The organism is Sphingomonas sp. JUb134 (assembly GCF_004341505.2).
Classification (GTDB): Bacteria; Pseudomonadota; Alphaproteobacteria; order Sphingomonadales; family Sphingomonadaceae; genus Sphingomonas.
On record NZ_SLYP02000001.1, the window covers coordinates 97,363 to 112,153 of the forward strand.

9 protein-coding genes are annotated in these 14,791 nt (G+C 67.4%); all 9 read right to left on the reverse strand.

Features of this window, described 5'->3' with window-relative positions:
* Positions 1 to 55: 55 nt before the first annotated feature.
* The 9 genes from EDF69_RS00445 to EDF69_RS00485 all read right to left on the reverse strand — a co-directional run bounded on the left by EDF69_RS00445 (position 56) and on the right by EDF69_RS00485 (position 14,763).
* The gene (locus EDF69_RS00445; protein WP_132883425.1) at positions 56 to 2,881 is read right to left on the reverse strand and encodes a TonB-dependent receptor; all 2,826 of its coding nucleotides are present in this window, start codon (positions 2,879 to 2,881) and stop codon (positions 56 to 58) included.
* 218 nt (positions 2,882 to 3,099) lie between these two features.
* Positions 3,100 to 4,545 (reverse strand): family 43 glycosylhydrolase, encoded by a 1,446-nt coding sequence (locus EDF69_RS00450; protein WP_132883424.1) that lies wholly within the window; start codon positions 4,543 to 4,545, stop codon positions 3,100 to 3,102.
* Between the two features lie 29 nt (positions 4,546 to 4,574).
* Positions 4,575 to 5,588: an arabinan endo-1,5-alpha-L-arabinosidase gene (locus tag EDF69_RS00455; RefSeq protein WP_132883423.1), complete on the reverse strand. Its 1,014-nt coding sequence runs from the start codon at positions 5,586 to 5,588 to the stop codon at positions 4,575 to 4,577.
* A gap of 103 nt (positions 5,589 to 5,691) precedes the next feature.
* Positions 5,692 to 7,284, reverse strand: a complete 1,593-nt coding sequence (locus EDF69_RS00460; protein WP_132883422.1) for an alpha-N-arabinofuranosidase — start codon at positions 7,282 to 7,284, stop codon at positions 5,692 to 5,694.
* Between the two features lie 214 nt (positions 7,285 to 7,498).
* Entirely contained in the window at positions 7,499 to 7,924 is a 426-nt protein-coding gene (locus EDF69_RS00465; RefSeq protein WP_132883421.1) for an organic hydroperoxide resistance protein, read from the reverse strand.
* A 150-nt stretch (positions 7,925 to 8,074) separates the two neighbouring features.
* Positions 8,075 to 9,628, reverse strand: coding sequence for a family 43 glycosylhydrolase (locus tag EDF69_RS00470; RefSeq protein WP_132883420.1), 1,554 nt, complete (start codon positions 9,626 to 9,628; stop codon positions 8,075 to 8,077).
* 1 nt (position 9,629) lies between these two features.
* A complete protein-coding gene (locus EDF69_RS00475; RefSeq protein ID WP_425336567.1) occupies positions 9,630 to 11,414 on the reverse strand; it encodes a DUF885 domain-containing protein in 1,785 nt (594 codons plus the stop codon).
* Between the two features lie 2 nt (positions 11,415 to 11,416).
* A complete protein-coding gene (locus tag EDF69_RS00480; RefSeq protein ID WP_132883501.1) occupies positions 11,417 to 12,424 on the reverse strand; it encodes an Ldh family oxidoreductase in 1,008 nt (335 codons plus the stop codon).
* Between the two features lie 29 nt (positions 12,425 to 12,453).
* Complete coding sequence (locus tag EDF69_RS00485; RefSeq protein WP_132883419.1) at positions 12,454 to 14,763, reverse strand: beta-L-arabinofuranosidase domain-containing protein; 2,310 nt, start codon at positions 14,761 to 14,763, stop codon at positions 12,454 to 12,456.
* Positions 14,764 to 14,791 lie beyond the last annotated feature (28 nt).

The following is a 14,791-nucleotide window of genomic DNA, read 5'->3' on the forward strand; positions in this document are numbered from 1 at the left end:
CGGTGCCGACCCCTTGAGAGACTTGGCGCATCCGGCGGGGTTCCCCGCCAGCGGCTTACATCGAGAAGCGCAGGCCCACCGCGAAGGTGCGGCTCAGCAGCGTCGTGCCGAGGTTGTCCGTGTCCTGACCGCCGGCGCTGCCGAAGCGGTAGTAGGACTGCTGCTTCTGGTTGGTCAGGTTCACCGCGTCGAAGGTGAGGCCGATCTGGTCGTTGACCTTGTAGCTCAGCTGGAAGTCCAGGCTGCTCTCCGGACGATACCAGACGCCGATCGGATTGGCGAACAGGCGTGCCTCGTTGTTGTGCAGGAATTCCTTGCGCCAGACGTACGACAGGCGGGCACCGACCGGGCCGTTGTCGTAGGCAAGCGTCGCGTTGTACGAGAAGTCCGACACGTTGAAGAACGACGAGGTCGCCTCGCCAGTGATGTTGCCGGCGGAGTCGGTCTGCGGAATGTTCTGCTTGGAATCCAGCACGGTCAGGCTGCCGACGAAGCCGAGGCCGTCGAGGAAGCTCGGCAGGTACTTCGGGAAGTAGGTCAGGCCCACTTCGACACCCTTCAGCACGCCGTCCGAGGCATTCGCCGGACGGGTGATGGCGAAGTTGTTCGTGGCGCCCGCGACGATCCCGTTGTTGGGGATATACTCCATGACGGTGAGCGGAACGACCAGACCCTCGATCTCGCGACGGAAGCCGGTCACGTAGATCGCGCTGTCGCGATCGAAGTACCACTCGACCGCGAGGTCGTAGTTCTTCGAATGGGTGGGCTGCAGGTCCGCGGTGCCCGCCGTGCCGCTGCCGTAGCCGACGTTGGTGAGGTCACCCGTCAGCGAGTAGTTCGGGTTGATGTCGCCGAAGTTCGGACGGCGCAGCGTTTCACCATAGTTGAAGCGCACGCGCAGCGTCGGCGTGACTTCGTAGCGCGCGGTGAAGCTTGGCAGCCAGCGATGCGAACCGCTGGAGACCGAAGTCTGGGCGCCGTTGTTGTAGCGATCGAAGAAGTCATAGTCGGTGTCGACATCCACATAGCGGATGCCGCCCTGGATCTTCAGCGGACGCCCGAACACCGAGATTTCGCCATCAGCCAGCAGGTAGGCCGACATGGTCACTTCTTCGATGTTGAAGGTCTTGACCATGCGCAGCTGGTCCGAGGTCGGGAGGCCATAGAGGCCGCGAACCGTGTCTGCGTTGTCATAGAGCCAGCTGCCCTTCGGCAGCACCCAGCTGGTCGGCACGTCGGCGCGACCATCGAAGAAGTCGGAGTTGGTGAACAGCGCGTCTTCGCCGAGCGTCGTCAGGCTGCGACCGAGCACGCCGGCGTCCTGGGTGCGGACGTAGCTCGACGCCTTGCGGTCGTCGACGCGGATGCCTGCCTTGATCTGGCGCAGGAAGCCCTCGTCCCAGGTATAATAGCCGTCCAGGGTGCCGGTCAGCGCGCTACCCTTGTCGCGACCACCGTTGTCGTAGAGCTGCGCGATGTTCCAGGACGCGGGATCGGTCAGCAGCGAATCGTCGCTGAAGTGGTAGGAGGGGATGCCACCGCCTGCGTTGAAGTCGACCGTGATCTGATCCGCCACCCGCTCGGTGCGCATCGCGATGAACGAGGTCTGGTACTTGCTAGTCTGATAGGCGAGGTCGGCGGTGATCTTGCCGCGCTGACCCAGGTCCCATTGCCCGTTCAGTGCGTAGACGAAGCTGTCGGTCTTGCTGCGGGTGTAATCCGCGCTGTTGAAGCCGTACACGTCGTTCGCGACGCGCGACTTGACGATGTTGGTGCCCTCATAGAGCTCGACCGGCTGCGGATTCGCCCAGAAATCCACGAAGCTGAACATCATGCTGTTGGAGGTCTCTCCGCGGAAGCCCGCGTAGAAGACTTCGGCCGTGTAGACCGAGCTGCTGTTCGGGGCCCACTGCAGCGCCGCGTTGAACGACGGGCGCTCACGCTTGCCATAGAGATCCGAGCTGAAGACCGCGTCGCGCGAGAGGTAATAGGGCGTGTCGACGCCGTTGATGTCGAGCGTCGAGCCCGGTGCGGTCGGAAGCCCGGCATCGAGGCCCGGCTGCCAGTTGACGTTGCCCTCACCCGGGAAGATGCGCTCGAGCGGCGCGAGGCCGGAGCCTGCGGGCGGCGTCTCGGTCGCGAACGGAACCAGCGCACCGGCCGTCACCGACATGTTGCGATACTTGGTGCGGCTGTAGCTGCCGTTCACCAGCAGGCCGATGTCGCCGATGCCGGTTTCCCAGCGATCCGACACGAGGAGCGCGATGTTGGGGTTAAAGCTGTCCGCCTGCTCGTTGTAGATGCCGCGCGCGAGGCCGGAGATGGTGAAGCCGTCGAAGTCGAGCGGACGGCGCGTCTTCACGTCGATCTGGCCCGCCAGACCGGTCTCGATCTGGTCGGCCGAGCGGGTCTTGTAGACGTCGACCTGCTTGACGAGGTTCGCCGAGACGTCCTGCAGCGAGAACGACTGGCCGGCAGCGGTGAAGATGTTGCGGCCGTTGAGCGTGGTCAGCGGGTCGCTGAGGCCGCGGATGGTGATGGTGGCCGCTTCGCCGCCGGTGCGGTCGGTGACCTGGACACCGGTGACGCGCTGGAGCGCTTCCACGACGTTATTGTCGGGCAATTTGCCGACATCTTCGGCCACGATCGAGTCGACGATCTGCGTGGCTTCGCGGCGCACGTTGAGCGCGCCGACGATGCTGCCGCGCACGCCGGTGACGATGATGTCGCCGCTGGTGGCTTCATCCGGAGTGGAATTGACGGGCTCTGCGGCCTCAGTGGTCTGCGTCGCGTCGTCCGCAGTGGTCTGCGCAAAGGCCGGCGGCGCCAGCACCAGGGCAACAACGGACGCGGTACGCAAGAAAATCGGCTTGAAAGCCATGTGCCTCTCCCCTCGCCGGGCTTGGCGCCCGGGCGTAATTGATCGAAACTTTACTCCTACAAAATTACGGCAACAGCTGGGCAACGGCAAGCGCATTCGGAAGGGCGCTGCACAGCAAGCGGGCAGCGTTGCCCGAAAGTCACGCAGCACTGGCCCCGCAGCGGCAGAGCCGTGCGGGGCCAGCAGGTTCAGGAGGGAAAAGCGGGCGAGACTTCGCGTCAGCTGACGCGGAAGACGCTGTTCTGGGCGGTGCCGCGCGTGGCGCGCGCCACGAGCCGGAGCTCGCCGCCGACGTGGGCCAGTACCATATTGGGACGACCGGCAAGCGCGAACCGCACCGTATCGCGGTCGACCGCCTCCCGCACGAAGCTGCTGCGGAGCACGAACTGGCGATCGCGCAGCGGCTGGGCCAGGCGGACGCTGCCGTCGGGAGCGGCGAACAGGACCCGGTCGGCCACGTCGATGGGGGCCAGCGAGATGGCGCCGGAACCGGCCATGCTCTCGACGCTGCGGAACTGGCTCGGCGGGATCGAACCCTGTCCAACAACTACGCGATCGCCGTCATGGCGCACGAACTCCTTCGGCGCACTGGCGGGCGAGAAGCGGTCCGGCACCGGGCCGTTGCCGACCGGGATGCCGAAGTCGGGGGTGCCGTCCTCGCGATAATAGATGCGCTGGACGCGGGTGTGGCGGTTCGGGTCGAACAGCGGATCGCCCTTGATCGCCTTGTAATCGCGGCCGTGGTAGACGAGCACGTCACGGCCTTGCTCGTCGACGGTGAAGCTGTTGTGGCCGGGGCCGTAGACGCTGGTCACCTCCGAACTCACGAACACCGGCTGGGGCGACTTGACCCAGCTCTTGGGGTCCATGATGTCCGCATCGTCGCGCGCGGTCAGCATGCCCAGGCTGTAGCGATCGTCGGTCGCGCTCGCCGAATAGGTCATGAATAGGCGGCCGTTGCGTGCGAGCACTGCTGGTGCCTCGGCGACCTTGAACCCGCGGATCTCCCAGTCGAGCGTCGGCACGGTCAGGCGCACGGCCTTGGCGCCGAGCGTCAGCGGGGTTTTGAGCGGGGCCAGATAGAGGTTGGAGTTGGTCTCGATCCCCGGCTCGCGCTCTGCCCAGCAGAAGTAGGAGACGCCGCGATGCTCGAAGATGGTGGAGTCGAGGTTGAAGCCGTCGAACGGCGACTCGAACTTGCCGAGCACCTTCCAGTTGCCGGTCATCGGATCGGGGCCGTCGCACACGATCGCATAGGTGCGGATGCGGAACACGTCCTCGCCGCCGCCGCTGGGGCCGGCTGCGAAATACATGACCCACTTGCCCTGGAAGAGGTGCAGCTCGGGCGCCCAGAGGAAGCCGGACATCGGGCCGGTGGCCTCGTGGCGCCACAGCACGCGCTCCTCAGCGGTGGCGAGGCCGGCCAGGGTGCGCGAGCGGCGCAGCACCAGCCGGTCATACTCCGGCACCGAGCCGGTGAGGTAATAATAGCCGTCGGTGTGGCGGAACACCTGCGCGTCCGCGCGTTGCTTGACGAGCGGGTTCACCGGCACGGGGGCCGCGGCGGCGGCACCGGGTGCGCGCATGCCGGCGACTGCTGCCTGGGCGGCAGCGACGCTGCCGGCGGCGCCGGCGAGGAAGAGGCGGCGGTCGAGATGAAGCATGTCGGCTCCCTGGATTCGGCGAGAGGAGGTCATTGGGCGGCGACGGGCCAGCCGTCCGCGCCCCAGGTGACGGGAGCGATGCGCAGCGTGGGCGCGCCGTTCTTCTCCCGATCATAGGCGTGGTAGACCACGTAATCGCGGCCATCCTTGTCGTGCAGCCAGCCGGGGTGTCCGGGGCCGCGGAAGCGCTGCTTCTCTTCGAGATCGGCGCGCAGGAAAATCGTGCCCTGCCCCTGCATCAAGGAACTGCCGTCCTTGCCGAGATAGGGCCCGGTGATCTCCTTCGAGCGACCGACCACGGTGTAATAGGTGCTGTTCACGCCCTTGCAGCAATAGTCATAGGACACGAGCAGATAATAATAGTCGCCATGCGGCACGATGAACGGCGCTTCCACCGGTGCCGCCGCGCCCGCGGGCGCCATGCGGCGCGCGATCGAGAAGCGCTTTTCCTTCGGGTGGAGGAGCTTGCCGGTCTTCTTGTCGAGCTCGAACAGCTTGATGCCGCTCCAGAAGCTGCCGAGCGACAGCCAGTGGCGGCCCTGCCGGTCGACGACGAAGTTCGGGTCGATGGCGTTGAAATCGTCGCTGGGCATCGACTGCACCACCAGCCCTTCGTCGCGCCAGGCGAACTTGGGCGACTTCGGATCCAGCGTTGCGTTGGTCGCCATGCCGATCGCCGAGCGGTTCGAGCCGAACGTCGACACGGAGTAATAGAGCCGCCAGCGGCCGTTCACGAAGGCGATGTCGGGTGCCCACATGCCGTTGGTGCCGGGCACCGCCTTGGGCGCCCAATCCGGCAGCTTCGTGAACACGGGCGCACCCGCGGTCCAGTGGATCAGGTCCGGCGAGCTCTTGGTCTCGACCAGGCGATCGCCGTGGCCGGTGCCGAAGACGTAATAGGTACCGCCCTCGCGCGCGATCACGGGATCGTGGGTGGGGATGAGGTCACCGGTCAGCCGCTCGTTGAGGCTGGGCGTCTGCTGTGCCGGAGCAGCAGCAGCGCCGAGCGCGAGTGCGGCTCCCAGTAGAAGCGACCGTATCATCCTCATCCTCTCCTCCACCGGTGCTCCTGCGACAGCAGGAGCCCGGGGTTTCCATGCATTCCGCTTGTGGCCCTGGGCCCCTGCCTGCGCAGGGGCACAAGGTTTACTGAAGTTCCAGCACCACCACCGACTTGGCGGGCAGCGTCACCGTGAGGGTGCCGCCGTTCACCTGCGCGCCGTTGAAGGCGGCGGGCTTCACCACTTCGGGCGCGTCGAAGGTGTTGTGCGCGTTGATCGCGGGCGCGGTCAGCACCCGGCCGGTCACCGAGCCGGCGGTGATGCCGTCCAGGTTCACGGTGACGGTGTTCGCCTGGTTCGGATCCAGGTTGGACAGGCCGATGTGGACCTTGCCATCCTTGCCGCGCACCGCCGAGCCGCTCACCGCACGCATGGTGAACTGGTTCTTGTTGTACCAGGGCGCGTTGATCGTGATCGGCAGCACGGTCGCGTCCTGCCAGGGCTTGTACATCTCGAACACGTGATAGGTCGGCGTCAGCACCATCTTGCCGCCATCCGTCAGGATCATCGCCTGCAGCACGTTCACCATCTGCGCGATGGCGGTCATGCGGACGCGGTCGGCATGCTTGGCGAAGATGTCGAGGTGGATCGAGGCGATCAGCGCGTCGCGCAGCGTGTTCTGCTGGCGCAGAAAGCCCGGGTGCGTGCCCGCATCCTGGGCATACCAGGCACCCCATTCGTCGACCGCCAGGAAGATGCGCTTCTGCGGATCATATTTGTCCATGATCGCGCTGTGCTTGGTGATCAGCTCGTCCATGCGCCACGCGCCGGCGAGCGCATCGGCCCAGCCGTTCTCGTCGAAGTCGACCGCAGGCGCACGCGGCGGCCAGCCGCCGGCGGGGTGGACGTAGTAATGAAGCGACACGCCGTCGAGCTGCGGTGCCGCCACGCGCATCATCGTCTCGGTCCAGTTATAGTCCTCGACGTTCGCACCGGCGGCGATCTTCATGATCTTGGTGCCGGCCGGCGCCTTGATGAAGGTCGCGTAGCGGCGGGTCTCGTCGGCCGCGAACTCCGGCCGCATGTTGCCGCCGCAGCCCCACAGCTCGTTGCCGACGCCGAAGAACGGCACCGCCCAGGGCGCCTTGTGGCCGTTCCTGGCGCGCTCATCGGCGAGGCTGCCGGCGGGCGAGGTCATGTATTCGACCCACTCGGCCATTTCGCGCGGGGAGCCGTTGCCGACGTTGCCGGCGACATAGGCTTCGGCACCGACCTGGCGCAGCAGCTCGAAGAACTCGTGCGTGCCGACGGTGTTCGGCTCGGTCACGCCGCCCCAATGGGTGTTGATCTTGACCGGGCGCTTGTTCTGCGGGCCGATGCCCTCGCGCCAGTTGTATTCGTCGGCAAAGCACCCGCCCGGCCAGCGGATCACCGGCACCTTCAGGTTACGGAGCGCCGCGACCACGTCGTTGCGGAAGCCGTTGGTGTTCGGGATCTTGGAGTTCTTGCCGACCCACAGCCCCTCGTAGATGCCGTGGCCCAGATGCTCGGCGAACTGGGTGAAGATGCGGCGATCATAGACCGGGCCGGGCTGGTTGCCCTGGATCGCAACGGTGGCGGTGCCGGCGGCGGGCGGCTGGCTGGGCGCACCCTGACCAGGAGCGGTCTGGGCGCCTGCGGCGAGCGGGGCCGCCGAAAGCATCAGCGCGAGCGCTGCGCGACGGAGGGTCCGGATCATGAGTCGTCTCTCCCTTTGCTGCCGCAGCCGGAGCTACAGCCTGGTTCCCACCCTCTCATGGGGTGCACGACGGCCGGCGAAACGCGCGTCCGTATTACTCGGACATATTGCAACGACCGCTTTTACGCAATCGCGGAGGGGCAGCAGCAATGGAACGTAAAACGGGCGGGGTGTCGCCACCCCGCCCGCTGGGAGACTTCGCTGGAAAGCGCCTTCAGGCGACGCGGAGGCCGACGTCCACGTTGTTGCGGGTGGCGTTCGAATAGGGGCAGATCTGGTGCGCGGCTTCTACGACCTTCTGCGCCTCGGCACGATCTACGCCGGGTAGCGTCACTTCCAGGTCGGCGGTGATGCCGAAGCCGCCTTCGGAACGCGGGCCAATGCCGACGGTCGCGGTGATGCTGGTTTCCGCCGGGACCCGCACCTTCAGCTGCTGGCCCGCCACCTTCAGCGCACCCAGGAAGCACGCGGCATAGCCGGCTGCGAACAGCTGCTCGGGATTGGTACCCTCGCCACCGGCGCCACCGAGCTCCTTGGGCGTCGCCAGCTGGACTTCCAGGCGGCCATCCTCGCTACGGGCGCGACCATCGCGGCCCCCGGTGGCGGTGGCGGAGGTGCGATACTTCACGTCGATGGACATATGCTGACTCCTGTAGTTCCTTATTGCGATAAGCAATATGGGGCGCGTGCCGTCGCTTGTCCAGCGATTTTCATTATCGCGATAAGGTTCTTCTTGCGGGTCGGCGCGCAGTAGCAGCTGCGCATCGCTCTCACCTGCTCCGGCCAGGCACTACCGGAGAGGATCGCAGGGTGGGGCCGGCTCGGTGGACGGCGCGACCGGTGTTGGCCGGCGGGTGAGCACCTCCCATTCCTGGACCGCCATGGCCGTGTTCGTGCCGCTGGCACGCGCGGACTGGAAGATTGCACGCAGGCACCGGGTTCTGACGGGGGCGAAGCGGGTCTGCTGGAAGGCACCGACGCCGGTGCCGTAGCGGTCTGCGCGCGGGACCGGCCTCCAGCTGCCGTTCCAATATTCGATGCGCCAGGCCGCGGGAGCCGCGATGCCGGCAGCGTCGTCGGCAACGAACCAGATGCGAGATTCACTGACGGTAACCGGCTTTTGCCAGCGATATTCGATCCACTGCTGCGGCGGATTCGCAGCCGTGGCGCTGCCCCACATCTCGGGCGGCAGGGGTGACGCGCGGGTGGCGCTGTCGTTGAGCGCGCGCAGCCAGTAGCGCACCGGGATCGGCTCGTTGGAGGCGGCGGGCGTCGCGGCAGGGGCGATGTTGCGGCTGGGCGGCGGCACCGGCTGCGGGCTGCGGGTCGGCACGACCGGGCGGATCGCGGGCGGGCTGACGCTGTCGTCCCACTCCAGCCGGTCGATGGCGACGCTGCGGCGGAAGTGCCCGCCGCCCGCGCCATCGGCAGTGTGGTAGGCGAGATACCATTGCCCGCGATACTCGACCGCACCCGGATGCGACGTCGTCGAGGACACCGGTTTCAGCACGGTGCCGCGATAGGTCCAGGGGCCCAGCGGGGTCGGCGCCGTCCCATAGGCGATGCAGGCGTGGTAGAGCGTCGGCGTGCAGGGCGAGTCCGGCCCGGCATTGTTGCCCGCATAGAGCATGTAATAGACGCCCTTGCGCTTCATCAGCCACGGCGCCTCGAAGAAGCCGGTCAGCCCCGTCACTGCGATCTGGCGGCCCCTGGGCGTCACCATGTCGCGCTCCAGCTCGATGCCGCGCAGCTTCCCGAACGTCCCCCAATAAAGATAGACGCGGCCATCATCGTCGACGAGCACGGTCGGGTCGATATTCTGGATGGTGTTGGGCTCGGGCGCCCGCTGCGACACGATCGGGCCTGTGGGATGCGCGTCCGCCCAAGGACCGGTCGGGTGGTCCGCCACGGCGACGCCGATGGCAAAGCCGTCCTTGGCGTCGGTGTTCGCCTCCAGCACCGGGGCATAGAGATAGAGCCGGCCGTCCGCGCCCTTCACGATTTGCCCGGCATAGGCGCGGCCGGGCTCGGCCCAGCGGAAGATGCCTTCGGGCGTCGCGACCGCGGGATAATGGGTCCAGGCGCCTGCCGCCGGGTCCCGCGTGGCAAGCAGCTGCCACTCGTTCATGATGAAGTCGTTGACGTCGGGCGGCGCCTCGTCGCGGCCGGCGAGGATGTAGAGCGTGTCGTCGATCACCACCGGCGCGGGATCGGTCGAATAGAAGCGCCCGTCCGCCAAAATCGGGTTGCCGGCGCTCTGCACCGGCACGCCCCGCTGGGCGGCGGCGGCCGGCCACGCGGCTGCGAGCAGCGCCGCGAACGCGACCGGCCGCCCCGCCCGCATCCTATTGTTCGTCCGGGTACGGCCCCTTGCCGCCTTCCGCGATCAGCTGGTCGACCCGTGCCGAAACTACCGGCAGCGGCACCGATCCGAGCTCGAGCACCGCGTCGTGGAAGTTGCGGATGTTGAACTTGGGGCCGAGCGCCTTTTCGGCCTTGCCGCGCGCTTCCTGGATCGCGAGCTCTCCGAGGTAATAGGACAGCGCCTGTCCCGGCCAGGCGATGTAGCGATCCACCTCGGTCGTGATCTCGTGATCGGCCATGGCGGTGTTGTCGTGCAGGTACTTCTGGGCCTGCTCACGGCTCCACCCCTTGGTGTGGATGCCGGTGTCGACCACCAGCCGGGCGGCGCGCCACATCTGGTAGCTGAGCATGCCGAACACATCATAGGGCGTGTCGTACATCCCCATCTCTTCGCCCAGCGCCTCGCAATACAGCGCCCAGCCCTCGCCATAGGCGGAGATATAGCTGTCGCGGCGGAACGCCGGCAGGCTGGTGTTCTCCGCCGCCAGCGGCATCTGGAAGGCGTGGCCCGGCGCGCTTTCGTGCAGGGTCAGCGCCGGGATCGAATAGAGCGGACGCGCCGGCAGGTTGTAGGTGTTGACGAGGTAGATGCCCGGCCCGCCGCGCCCGCCGGTGTAGAAGGGCGCGACCTCGTCCGGCACCGGCTTGATCGCGAAGCGACTGCGCGGCAGCCGGCCGAAATACTGACTGGCCTTGCCGTCAAAGGTCTTGGCCACCCAGGCGGCGCGATCGAGCAGCGCCTGTGGAGTCTTGGCGTAGAAACGTGGATCGGTGCGCAGGAAGGTCAGGAACGCCGGCAGGTCACCCTGGAAGCCGACCTGCCGCATCACCTCCAGCATCCGCGCGCGGATCTTGGCGACTTCGGACAGGCCGATCGCGTGGATCTCGTCCGGCGTCTTATCGAGCGTCGTGAACTCGCGGATCTTGGACTGGTAGTACGCCTTGCCGTCGGGAAGGTGATAGGCGTCCAGCTCCTTGCGGGCGCCGGGAATATATTCGGTGCGCAGGAACGTGAGCAGCCTGGCGTGGGCGGGCACCACCGCCTCGCGGATCGCCGCCTCTCCCTCCTTGCGCAGTGCCGCCTGGGTCGCCGCCGGGATGGTCGAGGGCATCTTGCGGAACGGCGCGTAGAACGCCTGGTCGTCCAGCGACTTGGCCTCGGCGACCTGTGCGACGCCGAGGTCGCGGCCCTTCAGCGTGATCGCGGACGGGGTGAAGCCGCGCTTGAGGCCGGCGCGCATGTTCGCGATCTGCTGGTCATAATAGCGCGGTACCTCCCGCAGCATCGCGATGTAATTGCGATAGGCGGTCTCGTTCTCGAGCGGCTCGCGCGCCCAGCCGGCGATGTCACCCCAGAAGCTGGTGTCGGCGTTGAGCGGCTTTTCATATTCGCGGTAGCGCTGCTCGGCCAAGAGCGCGTCGATCTGCCCCTTGTAGACCGCATAGTTGACGCGGTTGGCAGGCGACAGCGTGGCGGGGTCGATGGCGGCGAGCGCGCGTTCGGTCGCTTCCCAGCGCTGGAGCTTTTCGGCCTGCACCTTGGGGCCGACGTCCGGCAGGCGCTTGGCCGCGCCCGCAGGGCTGTCCTCGTTGGGGGCGGACTGCTGCGTGCGCCATTCCCATTCGGCCGTGTAGATCGCCTCGAACCGCTGGTCGGCGGTCTGGGCAGGCGCGGCCTGTGCCGGGGCCGCGGCGACCGCCGCCTCCACCACCGCCAGCTGCCCCATCATCAACGCTGCCCCAAGCAGAAACCGTGCCTTGCGCATGTCTAAGCCTTGCCCCCCTGTGCCAGCGCCATCAGATCGGCGTGGAGAGACGCGGGCACCCGCACGCCTTCCACCAGGCTGCGCCGCCGCGCGGCATAGCGCCGCGACCCCGGCAGGCGCGCACCCTGCGTTTCGATTGCTTCGAACATCGCTTCGGCGCGCGCGAGATGCTCGGCGACGCCCGCACCCAGGAAGCCCGCCGGGTCGATCGCGAGCACCAGCTCGCCGCCCAACGGCGATCCGCCCGCGCCGTCGTCGGCCGCCATCGATTCCTTGCTGGTCATGTCGCCGATCAGCGGCCCGGCGATCAGCTCGACCATCGCCGCGAGCGCCGATCCCTTGTGCCCGCCGAAGGTCCGCATCGCACCTGCGAGCACGGCCGCGGCGTCGGTGGTGGGATTGCCGTCGGCGTCATAGCCCCAGCTGTCGGGCACGGGCTTGCCCGCGCGACGGTGGAGCTCGATCTCGCCGCGCGCGACCGCACTGGTGGCAAAGTCGAACACGAACGGCTCGCGGCCCGGCCGTGGCCAGCCGAAGGCGATCGGGTTGGTGCCGAACACCGGCTCCGTCCCGCCCGCCGGCGCGACCCAGGCGTGGCTGGGGGTGAAGGCGAGCGCGACCAGCCCCTGTTCGGTCAGCGCCTCGACCTCCGGCCAGAGCGCGGCGAAGTGGACCACATTGTTCAGCGCCAGTGCGGCGATGCCGAACTTGCGCGCCTTTTCCACCAGCAGCGGCTTGCCGCGCTCGAAGGCGAGTTGGGCAAAGCCGCCGCCGCCATCGACCCGCACCAGCGCCTGCGCCGGCTCGCTGACCACCGGCACCGCGTCCTTCGACACGCGGCCGGTGGCGATGCTGCGGGTCGCGACCAGCAGTCGGTAGACGCCGTGCGATCCGCAGCCGTCTCGCTCGCCGGACACCAGCGTCTCGGCAACCGCCGCGGCATGGTCCGCGGAAAGACCCGCGCCGGACAGCACGCTGCGCGACAGCGTGCGGACCTCGTCCAGCGTCATCGGCACCGTGTCGGGTGCAGTCGCCTCGCTCACGCGGTCGCGCCGGGCTTCGCGGTGAACAGGCGGACGCCGAACACCGGGCCGGCGCTGCTGCGGTCATGCGGCACGAACTTCACCTTCACGCTCTGCTTGCCCTTGGTGAGTGCCTCGGGAAGCGGATATTCGACGTCGAAGAACTTGCCCGGCTGGTCGTTCTCCAGATGCTGGGTGGCGAGCTTCACATTGTCGACGAGGATGTCGAAGTCGCGCGCGCGCTCGCTGCCCCAATAGCTGGCCTGCAGGACGAGCGGGCCCGGCTTCACCTTCATCGAGAATTCGAAATAGCCGCCCGAGCGCGCATCGCGCCCGTTCCGACCGCGGTAGGAAACCGGATAGGAGATTTCGGAGGTGAGGTTGTGGTCGCGCTCCGGCTGCATCTCGCCCAGGTGCATGACGTCGACCGAGCGGGCAGCGATGTCCTTCACGCGCGCCTGTTCGGCGAGGAACGCGACCTGCTCGTTCTTCCAGCCGGCCTCGCTGAAGCGCTTGAAGTAGACGGCGCTGCGCCGCTCATACTGCGAGTAGAAGGGCACGAAGGTCAGGTCGGCCGGGCGCAGCAGCCCCTTGGTGGCGTAGGTCGCGCGGCCCTGCGCCGGGGTGAAGGCGGCAAGCGGCTGTTCGCCGACCATCGCAGGATCCGCGCCCTGCCATTCGCCCTCGCCCGCGCCGAGATCGGCTGCCAGCACCATCGGCCCGCGCACCACCGCGACCGTGTTTGGGTCGCCCGGCGCCGATTCCAGCCGCAGTTCCAGCGGGAAGGTGATCGCGACCACGTCGCCCGCCTTCCAACGGCGGTCGACCACGGCATAGCCGTTGCCGATCGCAGGGGTGACGGGCTGGTCGTTGACGGTGACCTGCACCGCGTTGCCCGCCCAGCCAGGCACGCGCAGCGCGATCGGAAAGCGTCCGCGCTTCTGCAGCGCGGCGAGCGTCAGGCGCGCACCGGGCTCGAATGGATAGCTGGTCTCTAGCGCGATCTGCGCGCCGCGCGTCTGCCACTGCGCCTCGGCCGGGATGTAGAGGTTGACGATCAGGCCGCCCTCACCCTCCCAGAAGATCGCCTCGCCATGCTTGGCGTGGCTTTCCATGCCGGAGCCGACGCAGCACCAGAAGGGGTCGTCGTTGGGTTCCGAATAGCCCCGCTTCGTGCCCGTCATCAGCGGCGTCATGTAGGTGAAGCCCCCGGTCTTGGGGTTCTGCGCCGACATGACGTGGTTGAGGTGCGCGCGTTCGTAATAGTCGAACAGCGCGCCGTCGGGCTGCCAATGGTAGAGCTGCTGCGTCAGCTTGAGCATGTTGTACGTGTTGCAATGCTCGCACGTCTGCTCGGTGATGTGGTTGGCGATGCTGTCGGGTTCCGAGAAATACTCGCGGTCCGCATTGCCGCCGATCACATAGCTGTGATGCTGCGTCACCGTCTTCCAGAAGAAGGTGGCGGCGTTGCGCTGCTCGGGTTTGCCGGTGAGGTCGTGGAGCCGCGCCAGGCCGATGAGCTTGGGCACCTGGGTGTTGGCGTGGAAGTTGGCGAGCTTGTCCTCGCCCGCGACCAGCGGGTCGAGCACGCGATGGTCGTAGATCCGCTCCGCGACCGCGAGCCAGCGCCTGTCGTTGGTGCGGGCGTAGAGCTCGGCATAGCTTTCGTTGAGGCCGCCGTATTCGCAGCCCAGCAGCTTCTCCATCTGCGCGTCGTCGAGGGCCGCGAACACCCGCTCGAAATAGCCGCCCAGGCCGGTGACGACCTGCAGCGCCTTGGGATTGCCCCAGGCGCCGTGGATGTCGAGCAGGCCGGCGAACAGCTTATGCACGGTGTAAAGCGGCGACCAGCTGCCGTTGAGATCGAAGCCGCCGGACCGGATCTCGCCCTTCATCACCTCGGGGAAGATCTCCTCCCCGTCGACGATCGTGCCGTCCTTCCGCTTGCGACCGAGCGCGCCGACATAGCCGGTGCCGCGCTTCGCCTGCGCCTCGGCGAGTTCGTCGACGATATAGTCGGCGCGGCGGCGGCATTCGGGATCGCCGGTCTGCTGCCACGTCAGCACCAGCGCGGTCATGTAGTGGCCGAGCGTGTGGCCCGCGATCGTGTCGTTCTCCCAGCCGCCATAGATCGGCGCCTTGGGCTCGAGCCCGGCATATTTGCGGAAATTGTGGAGGAAGCGATCGGGATCGAGCCGGTGCAGATAGCCGCGGTTGACCTCGACCGCGGTCGCATAGTCGGACGGCTTGAGCCGCACGGCCGCAAGCGGTAGCGGCTTGGGCTTGGCGGGCAGCAGCGACGCGCCGGGATTCGCCACCCGCGCCATAGCGCGCGCGCCTTGCGCTGCGAAGACC

Bases quoted from the DNA above. Each gene is read 5' to 3' on its own strand.
- EDF69_RS00445 (WP_132883425.1), bottom strand. From the start codon at position 2,881: ATGGCTTTCAAGCCGATTTTCTTGCGTACCGCGTCCGTTGTTGCCCTG.
- EDF69_RS00450 (WP_132883424.1), bottom strand. From the start codon at position 4,545: ATGCTTCATCTCGACCGCCGCCTCTTCCTCGCCGGCGCCGCCGGCAGC.
- EDF69_RS00455 (WP_132883423.1), bottom strand. From the start codon at position 5,588: ATGATACGGTCGCTTCTACTGGGAGCCGCACTCGCGCTCGGCGCTGCT.
- EDF69_RS00460 (WP_132883422.1), bottom strand. From the start codon at position 7,284: ATGATCCGGACCCTCCGTCGCGCAGCGCTCGCGCTGATGCTTTCGGCG.
- EDF69_RS00465 (WP_132883421.1), bottom strand. From the start codon at position 7,924: ATGTCCATCGACGTGAAGTATCGCACCTCCGCCACCGCCACCGGGGGC.
- EDF69_RS00470 (WP_132883420.1), bottom strand. From the start codon at position 9,628: ATGCGGGCGGGGCGGCCGGTCGCGTTCGCGGCGCTGCTCGCAGCCGCG.
- EDF69_RS00475 (WP_425336567.1), bottom strand. From the start codon at position 11,414: ATGCGCAAGGCACGGTTTCTGCTTGGGGCAGCGTTGATGATGGGGCAG.
- EDF69_RS00480 (WP_132883501.1), bottom strand. From the start codon at position 12,424: ATGACGCTGGACGAGGTCCGCACGCTGTCGCGCAGCGTGCTGTCCGGC.
- EDF69_RS00485 (WP_132883419.1), bottom strand. From the start codon at position 14,763: ATGGCGCGGGTGGCGAATCCCGGCGCGTCGCTGCTGCCCGCCAAGCCC.